The organism is Caulobacter segnis (genome assembly GCF_023935105.1).
GTDB lineage: Bacteria > Pseudomonadota > Alphaproteobacteria > Caulobacterales > Caulobacteraceae > Caulobacter > Caulobacter segnis_B.
In genome coordinates, this window is sequence record NZ_CP096040.1 from 275,241 (window position 1) to 291,449 (window position 16,209).

Genomic DNA, 16,209 nt, shown 5'->3' on the forward strand with positions numbered 1-16,209 from the left:
GTCCATGTCCCGCCCCAGGATCGGCGCCGCCGCCGCGATCGCCCAGCTCGATGGCTGGAGCGCCGCGCCGGATCACAAGGACGCCATCGCCAAGACGTTCAAGTTCGCCGACTTCAACGCGGCCTTCGGGTTCATGACGCGCGTGGCCCTGATGGCCGACAAGCTCGACCATCACCCCGAGTGGTTCAACGTCTACAACCGCGTCGAGGTGCTGCTGACCACCCACGACGCCGACGGGGTGACCGAACTGGACGTCCAGCTCGCGAAGTTCATGGACAGCGCGGCCTGAAGAATTCAAACTCCCGTTTGAATTATGCGGGAGGACGCCGAACATGGCGCAGAGCACGGGCCGGGTCGCCGGCAAGAAGGCCTTCATCACCGGTGGGGCACAGGGCTTGGGCGCGGCGGCCGCGCGCCGCCTGGCCGAGGAAGGCGCCAAGGTCACGGTGGCCGACATCAACCTGGCCGGGGCCGAGGCCGTGGCGGCCGAGCTCAACGCCAGGCACGGCGCCGGCACCGCCTTCGCCCTGCCTTTGGACGTCACCCAGGAAGACCAGTGGATCGAGGCCCTGGAGAAGGCCAATGGCCTGATGGGCGGCATCTCGGTGCTGCTGAACAACGCCGGCGTGGCGGGCGACAAGCCGCTGGAGGCCATGGAGTTCGACCTCTGGAAGCGGATCATGGCGATCAATGTCGACAGCGTCTTCCTGGGGGCCAAGCACGCCCTGACCTACATGCGCGAGAACCAGCCGGGCTCGATCGTCAACATCAGCTCGATCGCCGGCTTGATCGCCAACCACAATTCGCCGGCCTACAACGCCTCGAAGGCGGCGGTCTGGCTGCTCAGCAAGAACATCGCCCTCTACTGCGCCAAGCAGGGACTGGATATCCGCTCGAACTCGATCCACCCGACCTTCATCGACACGCCGATCCTGGACCCGCTGAGCCAGCGCCTGGGCAAGGAAGAGGCCCACGCCAAGCTGGGCCGCCAGATCCCGCTGGGCCACATCGGCGAGCCCAACGACATCGCCAACGCCGTGCTCTACCTGGCCAGCGACGAGAGCAAGTTCATGACCGGCGCGGAGATGCGCCTGGATGGCGGCATCTCGGCGATGTGAGTGAAGTTCTCCTCCCCCGCGGCGCGGGGGAGGTGGCCCAGAGGGTCGGAGGGGGCCAGCTGGGCGAACGCCGCATTAGCCCCCTCAGTCGCTCCGCGACAGCTCCCCCGTGACACGGGGGAGCAGATTTCCTTACCGCGGCGCGCGCTTGGCCAGGATCCGCTGCAGGGTCCGGCGGTGCATGTTCAGGCGGCGCGCGGTTTCCGAGACGTTGTGGCCGCACATCTCGTAGACGCGCTGGATGTGCTCCCAGCGGACGCGGTCGGCGCTCATCGGGTTTTCCGGCGGCGTCGGGGCGGCGTCCTTGGCGGCCAGCAGGGCGCGGGCCACGTCATCAGCGTCTGCGGGCTTGGACAGATAGTCGACCACCCCCGCCTTCACCGCCGCCACGGCCGTGGCGATGTTGCCATAGCCGGTCAGCATGATGACCTTGGCGTCGGGCCGCGCGTCGCGCACCGCCTCGACCACCTTCAGGCCCGAGCCGTCCTCCAGCCGCATGTCCAGCACCGCGTGGGCCGGCGCCGCGCCGCGCAGGATGGTCAGCGCCTCGGCGACCGAGGCGGCCAAAGTCACCTCGAAGCCGCGCTGCTCCAGCGCTCGGCCAAGCCGCGTCCGCAGCGGCCCGTCATCGTCCAACAGAAGAAGCGACTTGTCCGGCAGCGCCGAAACCAGCTCTCCGATATCCGCCATAGAAGTCAGCCCCTCCCCGGGCCAATACTCAACAGGCCAAATAACGACCCATACTTTCCCTTATCCGCGCCGTACATCAAGCCCCCGTATATCCGGGAGCTTCAAGCGCGTGTCTCGGCCAGCGGGCCGAGACCACGGCGCCACCCCGTCGACCATTGCGGAAATCCACCGTTGCGCCGGTTCGTTCCAGAAGGGTCTTGGCGATGAAGAAGCCCAGCCCCATGCCGATGTGGCCGGTGCGCGACCCCTCCGCGCCGGGGCGGGTCGTCACATAGGGCTCGCCCAGCTTGGCCAGCACCTCGGGCGAGAAGCCGGCGCCGTCGTCGCGGGCCTCGATGACGATGTAGCGCGCGTCGAAGCGGGCGATGACGATCACCTCGCTGCGGGCGAAGTCGACCGCGTTCTCGACGATCGAGGTCATGGCGTGGATGATCTCGGGGCGTCGCCAGATGTCCGGCGCGGCCTCGCCGGCCGGACCGTTGACTACGGCCTCGACGCGGATGCCATGCACCAGATGCGGCTCGATCACGTCCTGAACTAGCTGGACCAGGCTCATGCGTTCGTGCACGGCGTCCTTGGCCTCGGGCATCTCGGTCAGGCGCTGCAGGATCTCGCGGCAACGGGCGGCTTGGCCGATCAGCAACTCGGCGTCCTCGCGGATCTCCTCGCTGACGGCGTTGCGGGCCATCTCGCGCGAGACGACCGAGATGGTGGCCAGCGGCGTGCCCAGCTCGTGGGCGGCGGCGGCGGCCAGGGCGCCCAGGGCCGACAGGCGCTGCTCGCGGGCCAGCACCGTCTCGGTGACGTTCAGGGCCAGCTCCATCCGCGCGGATTCGCTGGCCGCCTGCCAGGCGTAGGCGGCGGTGATGACGATGCCGAAGATCCGCGCGGTGACGATCGACCACAGCATCAGCGGGCTGGGATCGGGCACGGGCGCATGGCCCGCCACGGTCGGCAGCGGCATGTGGAACAGCGCCAGCGCCACCGACGAGGCGATGGCCAACAGGCCCAGGCCCAGGGCGTAGCGCGCCGGCAGGGTCGCCGCCGACAGGGTCACGGGCGCTATCAGCAACAGCGAGAACGGGTTCAGCGCCCCGCCGGTCAGATAGAGCAGGCCCGACAGCTGCAGGATGTCGAACGCGATCTGGGCGGTGGCCTCGCCGTCGCGCGCCAGCCGCTGGCCGCTGGACGCCAGGCCCAACAGGACGTTCAGCCACGCCGACAGGGCGATCAGGGTGAAGCACAGGGCCCAGGGCACTTGCAGCTTGAGCGCGAGGCCGGCGACCAGTAGCACGGCGGTCTGGCCCACCACCGACAGCCAGCGCTGCGCCAGCAGGGTGCGAACCCTTAAGCGTCCACGGCGAAGCCCGGGCGCGGTCCAAGACCAGGCGTCGTCTTGCGCCGGTTCTTCGCCCGGCTTATCGAGCCCCTTATGACGTTGATCGTCGGGCGCTCTCGCGAACGAAACGTCGGTCATGACCGCAAGATTGACCATAATCTCCCGCCTGGCGAGAGTGAAAAGATCGGGCGGACCCAAAAGGATGAAACGCACATGCCTCGCCACCGCCTCGTTCTGATTCTGGCTTGTCTCCTGGGCCTCGCGGTGGTCGCGGGACTGGCGTGGAACGCCGGGGTCTTCAAGCCGCGGTCGGTGGCGGCGGTCGGCGGTCCGTTCCAACTGGTCGACCAGAACAATGTCCCGGCGACCGAGAAGGTCCTGAAGGGCAAGTGGAGCGCGGTGTTCTTCGGCTTCACCTATTGCCCCGACGTCTGCCCCGGCACGCTGCAGGGCCTGTCGGCGGCGACCGAGCAGCTGGGTCCGAAGGCCAAGGATCTGCAGATCGTGTTCATCTCGATCGACCCGGCGCGCGACACGCCCCAGCAGATGAAGACCTACCTGTCGGCCGACTACGTCCCGAAGACGACGATCGGCCTGACCGGGACCGAGGACCAGGTCAAGGCGGCGGCCAAGGCCTACAAGGTCTATTACGCCAAGGTCGGCGACGGTCCCGGCTACACCATGGACCACTCGACGGCGATCTACCTGATGGATCCCAAGGGCCGCTTCAAGACGGTGATCCCCTACAACCTGCCGCCCGAGGACATCGCCCGCCGGATCTCGGACGCGATGCGCGAAGGGTGAGCGGCGATAGAGGCCCGAGACCTCATCAGCCTTGAGCGCCCCCAATCAGATCTCCCCGGCGAAAGCCGGGGGAAACGGTGATGGGGGATGCGAGCTTGGCGCGGATGCTGATGTCTATCCGCTCTAGGCCTTGTGGAGCACCACGCCGAGGCGTTCGGCCGCCTGGCTGATGTACTCGGGCGCGGCCGCGTCGGTGATCAGGGCGTCCAGATCGGCCACCTCGATGATGCGGTGCAGGCATACCTTGCCGAACTTCGACGCGTCGCTGACGGCGATCACCTCGCGCGCGGTCTCGACCATCTTGCGGTTCAGCTGCGCCTCGGGCTCGTGATGCGTGGTGATGCCGCGTTCGACGTCGAAGCCGTCGACCCCCAGGAACAGCTTGTCGAGCAGCAGGTCGTCCAGCGCCGCGACGGTCTGGGCGCCGTAGAAGGCCATGTTGCGGCGGCGCAGCTCGCCGCCGAGCATGACGATCTTGATCCGTCGCTTCTGGTTGAGGACGCTCAGGACATCGAAGTCGTTGGTGACGACGGTTATGTCTTCCTCGTCGGGCAGGAAGCGGGCGATCTGCAGCGTCGTGGTGCCCGAATCCAGCATGATCGACTCGCCGGGCTTGACCATGCTGGCCGCCAGCTTGCCGATCCGCTCCTTTTCCTCGGTGTGGCTGACACGCTTGGTCTCTATGGCCGGCTCCACGCCGGCGTTGACCACCTCCGAGGAGATCGCCCCGCCATAGGCGCGCGTGGCGATCCCATGGTCCTCGAGATACGCCAGGTCCTTGCGGATCGTCTGCATCGACACGCCGAAAACCTCGGACAGGTGCGTGACCTGGACGCTGCCGCGCGAGCGCAGCATGCCGGTGATTTCCCGCCGGCGCTCGGACGTATCGCGCATCGCCTTGACCGAACCGTCCGCCATGAACCGTGTCTCCATCGCCGAACCGGAGCGCGCGGCGCCGGTTTCGGTATAGCGCGCAACAGCGTGCCTTCCTACCGACTCACCGTCAATCATACGACAAACCGGGCGTGGGGCGCGTGCCTGCCGGCGAGATGATGTTGCGGAAACGAAGCTTGTCGCGGCGCGCCGATCTCTCCGTCTTGGCGGCCCCTGAAAGCTAGGGCGCCGCGTCGGCGGAAAGCCGGAAGATCGAGGTCTGCCGGTAGGTCTGGCCGGGCTCCAGGCGCACGCTCGGAAACGCGGGTTGGTTGGGGCTGTCGGGAAAGTGCTGGGGCTCCAGGGCGACGCCCTCGTAGGCGCCGTAGGCATGGCCGCCCTTGCCGCGTCCCGCGCCCTTCAGCCAGGCGCCGGTGTAGACCTGCAGGCCCGGCTCTGTGGTCAGGAGCTGGACCGCGCGGCCCGAGCGGGGATCCTCGAGCCGGGCCACGGCGCGCGGTTCGGCGGTGACGGTGCCGTCCAGGACGAAGTTGTGATCATAGGCCTGGCCGATCACCCGCGCGGCTTTGAAGTCGAACGGACCGCCGGCCACCGGCGCCAGCTCGCCGGTCGGAATCCCCGTGGCGTCGACCGGCGTGTAGCGTTCGGCCGCCAGCGTCAGGCGATCGTCGAGGATCGTCCGGCCCGAGCCCGCGCCCGCCAGGTTGAAGTAGCTGTGGTTGCTGAGGTTGACGACGGTCGGCCTGGTCGTCGTGGCGCTGTAGCGGATCGCCAGTTCGTTCCTGTCGTTGAGCGCATAGGTCACGCTGACGCTGAGCGCGCCGGGGAAGCCCTCGTCGCCGTCGGGGCTGACATGGGTCAGGGTGACGCTCGCCTCGTCGCCGCTCTTGAGTTCGGCGATGGCCCAGAGCACGCGGCCGAACCCGACTTGGCCGCCATGCAGGGTGTTGGGGCCGTTGGTGGCCGCCAAGGCGTAGCGCTGGCCGTCCAGCGTGAAGCCGGCCTTGGCGATCCGGTTGGCGTAGCGCCCCAGCGTCACGCCAAGATAGGAGGGGTTGGCGACGTACTGGGCGACATCGTCATAGCCCAGGACGATGTCCGCGACCTGGCCGTCGCGGTCGGGGGTTTCCAGCGCTTGCAGCGCCGCGCCGTAGGCGATGATCCGCGCCTTGACGCCCCCGGCGTTGGTCAGCACCACGGCCGGCACGGGCCGTCCGTCGATCTGGCCGAAGGTCTCTCGACGGGCCTCAGCCGCCAAGGCGCTGGAGGCGAGGCCAAGCCCGACGACCATCAGGAACACAGCTTTCATCAAGGCTCTCCCGCCGGATCGCTCACGGTCCGACGGGATCGGGCGGGTGGCAAGCGCCGCCGTGGACGTCGTGGAGCGATCAGCGGCGCAGAGCCGCCTCGCCCCAGGTGACGACCAGCGGCTGGTCGCTGGTGCTGGTTTGCGAGCGCGCGACGATCTCGACCAGGCGCACGCCCTTGATGTCGGCGCTCAGCGGGCTGGGCCGGTCGCCAAGCCCCAGGGCGGGGCTCTGGGCCAGCAGCTTGCCGTCGCCATAGACGTAGAACACGGCCTTGTCCTTGGTGTTGCGGGTGGAATCGTCGACGCCGACCTTGGCCTCGAAGCGGCCATGGCCCGCGTTGCGGATCTCCAGGCGCGAATTGCTCAGGACGCCAATGCCGCTGTCGAAGCCCTGGCCGCCGATGCGCAGCGCCTGGTCGTAAGGAGTCGCATCGGCCTGGGCGCCGCCCCAACCGGCATAGCTGGGACGCTCGCCCGAGCCGCGGGTCTCGCCCCAGGCGTTGCGCATCCGGTGGATGACCGGATCGGGCTCGGGCGTGATCACGCCGTCGACCGCCACGTTCACGTCGCCGGGGATCTCCGACAGATAGACGCCGTCGTCGATCTGATGCTTGCCCGAGGCCTCGAAGATCAGCGTCTGGCGCGGCGCCAGGGTGAACTTGGTCTCGCCGGTGAAGGGCGCGGGCGAGGACTTGTCCCAGAGGTTCCTCAGCTGGATGGGCGCATCGTCCGTGAACTTCAGCTGCGCGGCCGTCAGGGTCACCTCGGTCCTGTCGAGGCCCCGGTTGAACAGCGCCACGGCCTTCCTGCCGTTCGACAGGGTCTTGACGATGATCTGCACGTCGTCGGACGCATAGGCGATGACGCCCTGGTGGCCGCCCGGGTCCTGGTTCAGCCGCACGATGTCGGCATTGCCCCAGATATCCATCAGGCTCTTGGGGGCCTGGCGCAGGTCGTAGCTGATCAGCAGCGGGGCGTTGATCATCGCCCAAAGCGCGAAATGCGACTGGGCCTCGGTCAGGTGGTTCTGGTCGAAATCGCCGTGGCCGATGAACAGGATGTCGGGATCGTTCCATGCCCCCGGCTTGGCGTAGAGGGCGCGGGTGGAGGCGCTGTCGAAGTTGTGCAGCATCCGGGTCCAACTGGGCGTGATGTCGCCGCTGGTGCGCCACAGGTGGCCGACATCCTTGCCCCAGGCGCGGACATTGGCCGAACCCCAGTTGCAGATCGCCAGGATGTAGTCGCCGTCCGGATTGTTCGCCTTCAGCGCCTGGGCCACCTCGGCATAGAGCGCGCGCACCGCGCCGATGTCCGTACGGTTGATAGAGACCTGGTCGATCAGCGGCGGCATGGGCCGGTAGCCGTGCTCGCGCACGATCGCCGCGTCGGGCCCGTAGACATTGATCCCGCAGGCGTCGACCTTGATGTAGTCGAAGCCCCATTCCTTGAAATACAGGCCGATGTCCTGGTCGACGTGGCCGGCCAGGCCCACCTCGCGCTCGGCCGTCGTACCTTCGGGCAGGTTCGGCGAGTGCAGGTCGTAGGCCTGCGAGCAGGCGTTGCGGCCGATGTCGGTATAGATGCCCGCCTTCAGCCCCATCCTGTGCAGGGCGTCGGTATAGGGCCGGAAGCTGGTGTCCTTGCCCTTGATCCTGGCCCCCTTGATCCTGGCCGACGGGAAGATCGCCGTGCGGATCTCCAGCCGGCCGTCCGATTGTCGGCGCTTGAGCCACCAGCCGTCGTCGATATTGACGTAGGTGTAGCCGAGCCTGGAAAGGCCGCTGTCGACCAGGACCTTGGCCGCGCCCACGACCTTGGCCTCGTCGACCTCGGTGCGGAAGGCGTTCCAGGAGTTCCAGCCCATCGGCGGCGTGCGCGCCTGGGCGCGCTCGGGCAGGGACCACTTGCCGGTCGCCGTCAGGGGATCGGTCGGCGCGGTCTGGGCCAGGACCGGGGCGGCGAGGGCCACAAGGCCGATCGCGGCGGCGGAGGCCAGCAGGGAGCGTACGGTCATCGGGGCCTTCGTCAGGACGGCTGCTTGGCGAGGAACACGCGCTTGGCGTTGCCGTAGTAGATCTTGTCGATCACCGACCGGGGAAGCGCCAGGCCGCGCACGTCGGCGTCGATGTCGTCGACGCGCCGGGTCTCGCCGGTCGCCAGATATGTCCAGTCCGCCAGCCAGACGGCATGGGCCTGCGTCTTGAAGGCCTGGGCGTCCTCGCCGGGGTTCAGCGTCAGGTCGGTGCCGTAGAGGATGCGGTCCTGGTGCTTGAGGAAGAAGTCGCGGACCTTCTGGTGGTCGCGGACAGACTGGTACTGGATCTGGGCCATGCGCGCGGCCAGCTCGACCACGGCGTTGGGGTGGGCGTCGAGAAACTTCCCCGCCTCGTCGACGCTCCATTCCAGGCTCGCCACATGGGCGCCGACGACGCGGAGCTTGGGGTGGCTGGCGACCATGTGGTCGCGCTTGGCCATCAGGGTCTCGTATCGCGGCATCTCCGGGTGGAGATACATGTGGTACTCCGGATGGGCGCTGAAATAGGACCGGTCGTTCTTGGTCGTCATCTGGTCCAGCGGCAGCCAGCAGTTCTTCGGCTCGCCCTGGTGGGCGATCAGGGGGATGTCGCGCGACGCGAGGTGGTCGAACACCGGATCGAAGCCCTTGTCGTCGATGAAGATCAGCTGGCCGGCCGAGTCCCGCTCGACCATGCCGATGTTCTTCCAGACCTTGACCGCCAAGGCGCCCTGCTGGAATTCGGCGTCGAGCGCGGCCGTGGTCTTCCGCGCCCAGTCCGCGCCGCCGAAGCCCTTCATCGAGAAGGTCGTGGCGTAGTGGAAATGCTGCGGGTCGAGCTTGGTGAAATGGTGGGCGGCGCTGGCCTGCAGCGCCAGCGACGGGAACGCCGGATAGTCGACGTTGATCGACAGCAGCTCGAAATTGTCGGCGCGCGCCTGATCGACGAAGGCGGGGTCCTCGACATTGACGTGCACGTGGGCGTCGAACTTGCGCACCTTGGCGAAGTCGGCGACGCCGTACGAAGATGAAGCCGCTGCGGCGTGGGTCGCGGGCGGCGCGCAGGCCAACAGCGCCAGGGGCGCCGCCAGGGCGGCAAGCAAACGCGTCTTGAGCCTCATAACCACCTCCAACACCCCAACGCGCCAAAAAGCAACGAAGCGAAACTTGTTGTTTCGTTTATGTGACTTTTTGTTTGCCTTCTAAAATCCGGCTGTGCAAGATCAAATATGCAGGCGCATGGGAGGCCGCGAGTGATCACCAAACCGCTGATGGATCGGCGCGGCGTTCTGGCGCTTTTCGGCGGCACGGCCCTAGCGGCCGTCGCTTTCTCGGGCCGCGCCCTGGCCGCGGCGCCCGTGGCGCAGGCCGGCGACGCGGTCCTCACCGTCGAGTTCGATTCCGCGCTGGGCAGCCGCCTGATCAGCAGGCTTTCGGGCCAGGCGGTGGCGCTCACCGACTTCGCGCCTTCCGAGACTCTCACCCTCAAGGGCGGCCAGGTCATCGACCGTTTCGCCTTTGTCGAGCGCCGTCAGGCGCCGGTCGCCGACCTGCATGGCCGCGGGGTTCGCCACACCGTGCGCGGCGTCTCGGCCGAGGGCTTGGAAAAGACCGTCGAACTGACCTTCTACGAGCGCTATCCCGGCTTTGCCCTGCTCAAGGTCGACTGGCGGCACACGCGAGGCGAACCCATCGTCATCGAGCGCTACCGGATCGGCGCCCACCTGCTGAAGTCCTCGGGCGCGGGGTTCTGGTCGTGGTCGGGCTCGACCCATCCGGACCGCCGCGACTGGGTTCAGCCGGTCAAGGACGGCTTCGAGCAGGCCAACTTCATGGGCATGAACGGGTCGGACTACGGTTCGGGCACGCCGATCGCCGACGTCTGGCGGCCCGACGCCGGCATCGCCGTCGGTCATGTCGAGCGCGTTCCCAAGCTGGTCTCCCTGCCGATCATCGCCTCCAGCGCCGGCGCGGCCGTGGCGCTCGAGGAAGAGCGCGCCGTCACCCTCAAGCCCGGCGAGACCCTGACCGCGCTCGACGGCTTCATCACCGTCCACCAGCGCGACTACTACGCCACGCTCGACGCCTATCGCCGGGTGATGGCCGATCGCGGCCTCGCCGCGCCCAAGGCGCCGGAGGGCGCCTATGAGCCGATCTGGTGCGCCTGGGGCTATGATCGCGACTTCAACGTCGCCGAGGTCGAAGGCACCTACGGCAAGGTCAAGGCGCTGGGCTTCAAGTGGGCCGTGCTCGACGACGGCTGGCAGACCAACGAGGGCGACTGGGCGCTGGACCCGCGCAAGTTCCGCAGCGAGGCGGACATGGTCGCCTTCGTCAAGACCATCCGCGCGGCGGGCCTCAAGCCCAAGCTGTGGCTGGCGCCGTTGGCCGTCGATCCCGGTTCGGACCTGCTGCACGACCACACCGACATGCTGCTGCTGGACGCCAATGGCGCGGTGCAGAACGTCACCTGGTGGAACGCCTTCTATCTCTGCCCCGCCTACCAGCCGACGCGCGATTACACCCAGAAGCTGGTGCGCAAGATCATCGGCGAGTGGGGCTATGAGGGCCTGAAGCTCGACGGCCAGCACATGAACGGCGTGGCCCCCTGCTACAACCCGGCCCACAAGCACGCTCGCCCCGAGGAGTCGGTCGAAAAGCTGCAGGACTTCTGGAAGCTGGTCTACGACACGGCGCGGGAGATCAATCCCAACGCGGTGGTCGAGTTCTGTCCCTGCGGCACGTCCTATGCCTTCCACAACCTGCCTTACACCAACCAGGTCCCGGCCTCGGATCCGCTGTCGTCCTGGCAGGTGCGCCTGAAGGGCAAGTCGCTCAAGGCGCTGATGGGCCGCGACGCCGCCTATGCCGGCGACCATGTCGAGCTGAGCGACGGCGGCGATGACTTCGCCTCCAGCGTCGGCATCGGCGCGGTGATCTCCACCAAGTTCACCTGGCCGAACGAGGGGCGTGGCAAGGACGCCAATTTCCGGCTGACGCCCCAGCGCGAAGCGGCCTGGCGAAAGTGGGCCGGGCTCTATGCCGACAAGATGCTGCCCAAGGGCCAATATCTGGGCGAGCTCTACGATATCGGCTTCGACAAGCCCGAGGCCCACGCGATCGAGAAGGGCGGGCGGCTGTACTACGCCTTCTACGCGCCGGCGTGGGACGGCCAGGTCGAGCTTCGCGGCCTGGGGCAGGGCGCCTATCGCCTCCTCGACTACTACAACGGCCAGGCGCTGGGGACCGCCAGCGCCAAGTCGCCGCGCATTCCCGCCAAGTTCGAGAAGTTCCTGCTGATCGAGGCCACCCCGATGAAAGGCGCCCGCGCATGACCGGCACCTCCGTCGCCGCGCCGGCCGTGGCGCCGGTCGGCGCTCGTCGCTGGCTGGTCTTCGCGCTGACGACCGTCGTGCTGTGGGGGGTATGGGGCGCGCTGGCCAGCGTCTCGGCGCGCCACGGCTTCCCCGAAACCCTCGTCTACTGCGTCTGGGCCCTGACCATGATCGTCCCGGCGGTCGTCGTCATGCACCGGGAAAAGTGGAAGCTGGACCGCGACCGCCTTTCGATCCTCTACGGGCTGCTGATCGGCCTGACCGGGGCCGGTGGTCAGATGATCCTGTTCTACGCGGTGACGCGCGGGCCGCCCTATCTGATCTTTCCGATCATCTCGCTGTCGCCGCTGGTCACCATCCTGATGTCGCTCGTCCTGCTCAGGGAGCGGACCAACCGCTGGGGCGCGCTGGGCGTCGCCCTGGCGCTGATCGCCCTGCCGCTGTTCGACTTCTCGCCCCAGGGCTTTTCGTTCGCGCAAGGCGCCGGCTGGTTTCCGCTGGCCCTGATCGTCATGCTCTGCTGGGGCGTGCAGGCCTATTTCATGAAGCTGGCCAACGCGCGCATGAGCGCCGAGAGCATCTTCTTCTACATGATGGTCAGCGGTCTCCTGGTCGCCCCCGCGGCGCTGGCCATGACCGACTTCTCCAAGCCGATCAACTGGGGCTGGGACGGTCCGGGTCTGGCCGCGGCCATCCAGGTGCTCAACGCCATCGGCGCCCTGACCCTCGTTTACGCCTTCCGACACGGCAAGGCGATCGTGGTGGCCCCGCTGACCAACGCCGGCGGACCGCTGGTGACGGCCGTGCTTTCGTTGCTGATCGCCGGTGTCGTGCCGGGCGAGCTGAAGCTGATCGGCCTGGCCCTGGCCTTCATCGCCTCGGCGCTGCTGGCCCTGGCGCCTTAGCGAGGACATTTCCCGCCTTTTCCCCTCGGGAGCGGTCGGGCCTGCGGCGACCGCTCCCTTTTTTGCGCGCCGACATCGCTGGTCGCGAGGTATTCAAAACGAAATTATGATGTTTCGTTTTCATTGCTTTGATTGCGTTGTGTCGAAGGTTGCGTTAGCGTGCCCCTCATTCAACGAAGGGTTCGACATGAAGGCGATGCTCGATCTGGTCGCCCGGCATAAGGCCGGCGAGGCGTGCGGGATATATTCGGTCTGCTCGGCCCATCCGCTGGTCATCGAGGCGACCCTGGCCCATGCGCTGGCGACCGGCGCGGGCGTGGTTCTGATCGAAGCCACCTGCAATCAGGTCAACCAGGACGGCGGCTATACGGGCATGACGCCCAACGACTTCCGCGACTTCGTCCACGCCATCGCCGATCGCGTCGGGTTGCCGCGCGAGCGGATCCTGCTGGGCGGGGATCACCTGGGCCCCAACCCCTGGACCAGCCTTTCGGCCGACGAGGCCATGGCCAAGGCCGATGTGCTGATCGAACAGTACGTGGCCGCGGGCTTCCGCAAGATCCATGCCGATTGCTCGATGTCCTGCGCCGACGACCCGACGCCGCTGCCCGAGGAAACCATCGCCCGCCGCGCCGCCCGCCTGATCGGGATCGCCGAGGCGACGCAGGCCCGTGTCGGCGGCGAGCCTTGCGTCTATGTGATCGGCACCGAGGTGCCCGTGCCCGGTGGAGCGGCCGAGGATTTGCCGGAGCTGGAGGTGACGACACCGTCAGCGGCGCGCGACACCATCGAGGCCCATCGCACGATCTTCGCGGAAGAAGGCCTGTCGGCCGCCTGGCCCCGTGTGATCGCCGCGGTGGTGCAGCCGGGCGTCGAATTCGATCATCACAAGGTCATCGACTACGACCGCGCCAAGGCCGTCGCCCTGAGTCATGCGCTCGATGATCAGCCGAGCCTGGTCTTCGAGGCCCACTCGACCGACTATCAGACCCCCAAGGCGCTGAAGGCTCTGGTCGAGGATCACTTCGCCATCCTCAAGGTCGGGCCGGGCGTGACCTTCGCGCTGCGTGAGGCCTTCTGGGCGCTGGACGCCATCGAGCGCGAATGGATCGGCGAGGATCGCGCCTCGCGCTTCCGCCACATCGCCATCGAGCGTATGCGCGCCGACCCTCGCAACTGGGGCAAATACTATCACGCCACCGGCGCGGCGCTGCGGTTCGACCTGCAGTACAGCCTCTCGGATCGGATACGCTACTATTGGCCCGATCCCGAGATCACCGCCGCCCAGGAAGCGATGTTCGCCAATCTCGCCGACAATCCCCCGCCGCTGGCCCTGATCAGCCAATACCTGCCCGACGCTTACGCGGCCGTGCGCAACGCGGCCCTGACGCCCAGCCCGGCGAACCTGGTGATCGCCCATATCGGCGCGATCCTGGAAAGCTATCGCGCCGCGTGCGTGGCGCAGCCGGAGTACGCCTATGCCTGACGTGACGCATCTGGGTCTGGACGAAGCGACGCTGGAGCGCCTGGGCGGGCTGTGGACCGCCCGCGAGATCGCGCAGCAACCGACCATGCTGCGCGAGACCCAAGCACTGCTGGCCGAGCGTCGGGAGGAGATCGAGGCTTTTCTGGCCCCGCTGCTGGCCAGGCCGGATCTCCGCATCATCCTGACGGGCGCGGGCACCTCGGCCTTCATCGGCGAGTGCCTGGCGCCGGTGTTGTCGACGCGACTGCGTCGCCGCGTCGAGGCCATGCCGACAACCGACCTGGTCTGCGCGCCCCACCTCTATTTCGAGCCCCAGACGCCGACCGTCCTGGTGTCGTTCGGGCGCTCGGGCAATAGCCCCGAGAGCGTGGCGGCCGTCGAGCTGGCCGACCGTCTGGTCGAGGATCTCCATCACCTCGTCATCACCTGCAATCCCGACGGGGCGCTGGCCGGCCATGGGCGAGGCGCGCGGGGTCTGACCGTGCAGCTGCCCGAGGCGACGCACGACCGCAGCTTCGCCATGACCTCCAGCTTCTCGTCGATGACCTATGCGGCGCTGGCGTTGTTCAGCGGCGTCGAGGCCATGGGCGAGCGGGTCGAATCCATCGCGCGGGCCATGCAGGGCGCGATCGCCGACCATGCCGGCGTGATGCGGGCCTTGGCTGACGAGGGCTATGAGCGGGTGGTCTATCTGGGCAGCCACATCTTCCAGGGGCTGGCGCGGGAGTCCGGCCTGAAGCTTCTGGAGCTGACCAACGGCGCGCTGGTGACGATGTTCGACTCGCCGCTGGGCTTCCGCCACGGCCCCAAGACCATCGTCAACGATCGCACCCTGATCGTCGTCTTCTTCTCCAACAACGCTTATACGCGCAGCTACGATCTGGATTTGCTCTACGAGCTGCGGGGCGATGGCGACGCCGCGCGCGTGGTGGCCATCACCGCGCAGGACGGAGTCGGCCTGGCCAAGGGCGACGAGATCGCGATCCAGGGCCTGGAGACGGCCGACGACGCCGATCTGCTGTTCCCGTTCATCGTCGCGCCGCAGATCTTCGCCTTCTTCCAGTCCCTGCGCCTGGGCCTGCGGCCCGACAAGCCCAACACCTCCGGCACCGTCAATCGCGTCGTGCAGGGCGTGCGCATCCACGAACTGAGCTGACGATGGACAAGCCGAACCTGTCCGCAGGATGTTTTCTGGGCGTGGATGGCGGGGGCACCAAGACCGCCTTCGTCCTCACCGATGCGGAGGGGCGGGAGCTGGCCCGCCACGAGGGCGGCTCCAGCTACCACATCCAGATCGGGTTCGAAGCGCTTCACACCCTGCTGCACGACGGCGTGGCCGCGGTCCTGGCCGAGGCCGGCGCGACGCCCCAGGACGTCATCTTCGCCTTCTTCGGCCTGCCGGCCCATGGCGAGGACTCCCAGGTCCAGCCATTTCTAGACGTCATTCCCGAGGCGGTGCTGGGCCATCAACGCTACGCCTGCGGCAATGACATGATCTGCGGCTGGGCCGGATCGCTCGGTGGCGGCGACGGTATCAATATCGTCGCGGGCACCGGCTCGATCGGCTACGGCGAGCGCCAGGGTCGCTCGGCCCGGGGCGGCGGCTGGGGCGAGGTCTTCTCCGACGAGGGCTCGGCCTACTGGATCGCCGTGCAGGGCCTCAACGCGTTCTCGCGCATGGCCGACGGGCGTCTGCCGCGCGGGCCGCTGCACGAGATCCTGACCCGGGAGCTCGAGCTGGCCAGCGACCTGGACATCTGCGCCTTCGTCTATGCCAAGTCCGCGCCCCAGCGCGACCGCATCGCCGCCCTCTCGCGCCTGGTCGCCCGCGCGGCGGCGCGGGGCGACGTCGCCGCTCGGCGAATCTTCGAGGAGGCCGGTCGCGAGCTGGCCGCGATCGTCGAGTCGATCCGCAAGCGCCTGGGCTATGAGCCGGGCGAGACGGTGGACCTGTCCTATTCGGGCGGCGTCTTTCAAGGCGGTGAGCCGATCCTGGCGCCTTTTCGCCAGCAATTGCTCGCCCACAGCCCCGACTATCGCCTGGTCGAGCCGCGCTTCACGCCGGCGATCGGAGCGGCGCTCTATGCCGCGCGCCTCAGCGGGCGGCGTCTGAGGCTGCCGGTCGATGCGTGACCGCGCCGGTTTCGGAATGTTGCGCTCCAGGCGCGCGGGTTTCGGCGCCGGTCGCGCTGACGCCGGGCTGTTCGCCGTGAGTCTCCTTCCTAGCGGCCAGTTTCGCGGTTCGGCGAGCCACCGGCGGCGCCTGATTTCGGTGCGGCCTCACGACGGCGTTGCTCAATCGCAACCAATGTTCA

The 16,209-nt window shown here is 67.9% G+C and carries 14 protein-coding genes; 8 read left to right on the forward strand and 6 right to left on the reverse strand.

The features are described from left to right. Nucleotides 1–4 precede the first annotated feature (4 nt). Nucleotides 5–289 carry a 4a-hydroxytetrahydrobiopterin dehydratase gene (locus MZV50_RS01425; RefSeq protein ID WP_252632638.1) on the forward strand — a complete coding sequence of 95 codons (285 nt, stop codon included), beginning with the start codon at nt 5–7 and terminating at the stop codon, nt 287–289. A 43-nt stretch (nt 290–332) separates the two neighbouring features. Then, nucleotides 333–1,118: an SDR family oxidoreductase gene (locus MZV50_RS01430; protein ID WP_252632639.1), complete on the forward strand. Its 786-nt coding sequence runs from the start codon at nt 333–335 to the stop codon at nt 1,116–1,118. Nucleotides 1,119–1,250: 132 nt separating this feature from the next. On the opposite strand, the gene spdR is transcribed toward MZV50_RS01430, so the two are convergent. Continuing rightward, nucleotides 1,251–1,808, reverse strand: a complete 558-nt coding sequence (gene spdR, locus MZV50_RS01435; protein ID WP_223392217.1) for a stationary phase response regulator transcription factor SpdR — start codon at nt 1,806–1,808, stop codon at nt 1,251–1,253. A 76-nt stretch (nt 1,809–1,884) separates the two neighbouring features. Further along, nucleotides 1,885–3,285, reverse strand: a complete 1,401-nt coding sequence (locus tag MZV50_RS01440) for an ActS/PrrB/RegB family redox-sensitive histidine kinase (protein WP_252632640.1) — start codon at nt 3,283–3,285, stop codon at nt 1,885–1,887. 75 nt (nt 3,286–3,360) lie between these two features. On the opposite strand from MZV50_RS01440, the gene MZV50_RS01445 reads away from it, so the two are divergent. After that, nucleotides 3,361–3,951 (forward strand): SCO family protein, encoded by a 591-nt coding sequence (locus MZV50_RS01445; protein WP_252632641.1) that lies wholly within the window; start codon nt 3,361–3,363, stop codon nt 3,949–3,951. Nucleotides 3,952–4,074: 123 nt separating this feature from the next. Here MZV50_RS01445 and agaR read toward each other — a convergent pair whose 3' ends face one another. From agaR to MZV50_RS01465, 4 genes are all read right to left on the reverse strand, one after another. Further along, the gene (gene agaR / locus MZV50_RS01450; protein WP_252632642.1) at nt 4,075–4,869 is read right to left on the reverse strand and encodes a transcriptional repressor AgaR; all 795 of its coding nucleotides are present in this window, start codon (nt 4,867–4,869) and stop codon (nt 4,075–4,077) included. A gap of 196 nt (nt 4,870–5,065) precedes the next feature. Further along, the gene (locus MZV50_RS01455) at nt 5,066–6,154 is read right to left on the reverse strand and encodes an aldose epimerase family protein (protein WP_252632644.1); all 1,089 of its coding nucleotides are present in this window, start codon (nt 6,152–6,154) and stop codon (nt 5,066–5,068) included. 79 nt (nt 6,155–6,233) lie between these two features. Next, nucleotides 6,234–8,168 (reverse strand): NPCBM/NEW2 domain-containing protein, encoded by a 1,935-nt coding sequence (locus tag MZV50_RS01460; RefSeq protein WP_252632646.1) that lies wholly within the window; start codon nt 8,166–8,168, stop codon nt 6,234–6,236. A gap of 11 nt (nt 8,169–8,179) precedes the next feature. Then, on the reverse strand, nt 8,180–9,289 hold the full coding sequence (locus MZV50_RS01465; RefSeq protein ID WP_252632648.1) for an amidohydrolase family protein: 1,110 nt from the start codon (nt 9,287–9,289) through the stop codon (nt 8,180–8,182). A 132-nt stretch (nt 9,290–9,421) separates the two neighbouring features. Between MZV50_RS01465 and MZV50_RS01470 the strand changes: the two genes are divergently transcribed. From MZV50_RS01470 to MZV50_RS01490, 5 genes are all read left to right on the forward strand, one after another. Next, nucleotides 9,422–11,503, forward strand: a complete 2,082-nt coding sequence (locus MZV50_RS01470) for a glycoside hydrolase family 36 protein (protein ID WP_252632650.1) — start codon at nt 9,422–9,424, stop codon at nt 11,501–11,503. After that, a complete protein-coding gene (locus MZV50_RS01475; RefSeq protein ID WP_252632652.1) occupies nt 11,500–12,408 on the forward strand; it encodes a DMT family transporter in 909 nt (302 codons plus the stop codon). Before MZV50_RS01470 ends, MZV50_RS01475 begins: the two co-directional genes overlap by 4 nt. Nucleotides 12,409–12,595: 187 nt before the next feature. Beyond that, on the forward strand, nt 12,596–13,894 hold the full coding sequence (locus MZV50_RS01480) for a D-tagatose-bisphosphate aldolase, class II, non-catalytic subunit (protein ID WP_252632653.1): 1,299 nt from the start codon (nt 12,596–12,598) through the stop codon (nt 13,892–13,894). Further along, on the forward strand, nt 13,887–15,050 hold the full coding sequence (locus MZV50_RS01485) for an SIS domain-containing protein (protein WP_252632654.1): 1,164 nt from the start codon (nt 13,887–13,889) through the stop codon (nt 15,048–15,050). Before MZV50_RS01480 ends, MZV50_RS01485 begins: the two co-directional genes overlap by 8 nt. A 2-nt stretch (nt 15,051–15,052) precedes the next feature. Further along, nucleotides 15,053–16,027, forward strand: coding sequence for an N-acetylglucosamine kinase (locus MZV50_RS01490; RefSeq protein WP_252632656.1), 975 nt, complete (start codon nt 15,053–15,055; stop codon nt 16,025–16,027). The last annotated feature ends 182 nt before the right edge of the window (nt 16,028–16,209 follow it).

Bases quoted from the DNA above. Each gene is read 5' to 3' on its own strand.
- MZV50_RS01425 (WP_252632638.1), top strand. From the start codon at position 5: ATGTCCCGCCCCAGGATCGGCGCCGCCGCCGCGATCGCCCAGCTCGAT.
- MZV50_RS01430 (WP_252632639.1), top strand. From the start codon at position 333: ATGGCGCAGAGCACGGGCCGGGTCGCCGGCAAGAAGGCCTTCATCACC.
- spdR (WP_223392217.1), bottom strand. From the start codon at position 1,808: ATGGCGGATATCGGAGAGCTGGTTTCGGCGCTGCCGGACAAGTCGCTT.
- MZV50_RS01440 (WP_252632640.1), bottom strand. From the start codon at position 3,285: ATGACCGACGTTTCGTTCGCGAGAGCGCCCGACGATCAACGTCATAAG.
- MZV50_RS01445 (WP_252632641.1), top strand. From the start codon at position 3,361: ATGCCTCGCCACCGCCTCGTTCTGATTCTGGCTTGTCTCCTGGGCCTC.
- agaR (WP_252632642.1), bottom strand. From the start codon at position 4,869: ATGGCGGACGGTTCGGTCAAGGCGATGCGCGATACGTCCGAGCGCCGG.
- MZV50_RS01455 (WP_252632644.1), bottom strand. From the start codon at position 6,154: ATGAAAGCTGTGTTCCTGATGGTCGTCGGGCTTGGCCTCGCCTCCAGC.
- MZV50_RS01460 (WP_252632646.1), bottom strand. From the start codon at position 8,168: ATGACCGTACGCTCCCTGCTGGCCTCCGCCGCCGCGATCGGCCTTGTG.
- MZV50_RS01465 (WP_252632648.1), bottom strand. From the start codon at position 9,289: ATGAGGCTCAAGACGCGTTTGCTTGCCGCCCTGGCGGCGCCCCTGGCG.
- MZV50_RS01475 (WP_252632652.1), top strand. From the start codon at position 11,500: ATGACCGGCACCTCCGTCGCCGCGCCGGCCGTGGCGCCGGTCGGCGCT.
- MZV50_RS01480 (WP_252632653.1), top strand. From the start codon at position 12,596: ATGAAGGCGATGCTCGATCTGGTCGCCCGGCATAAGGCCGGCGAGGCG.
- MZV50_RS01485 (WP_252632654.1), top strand. From the start codon at position 13,887: ATGCCTGACGTGACGCATCTGGGTCTGGACGAAGCGACGCTGGAGCGC.
- MZV50_RS01490 (WP_252632656.1), top strand. From the start codon at position 15,053: ATGGACAAGCCGAACCTGTCCGCAGGATGTTTTCTGGGCGTGGATGGC.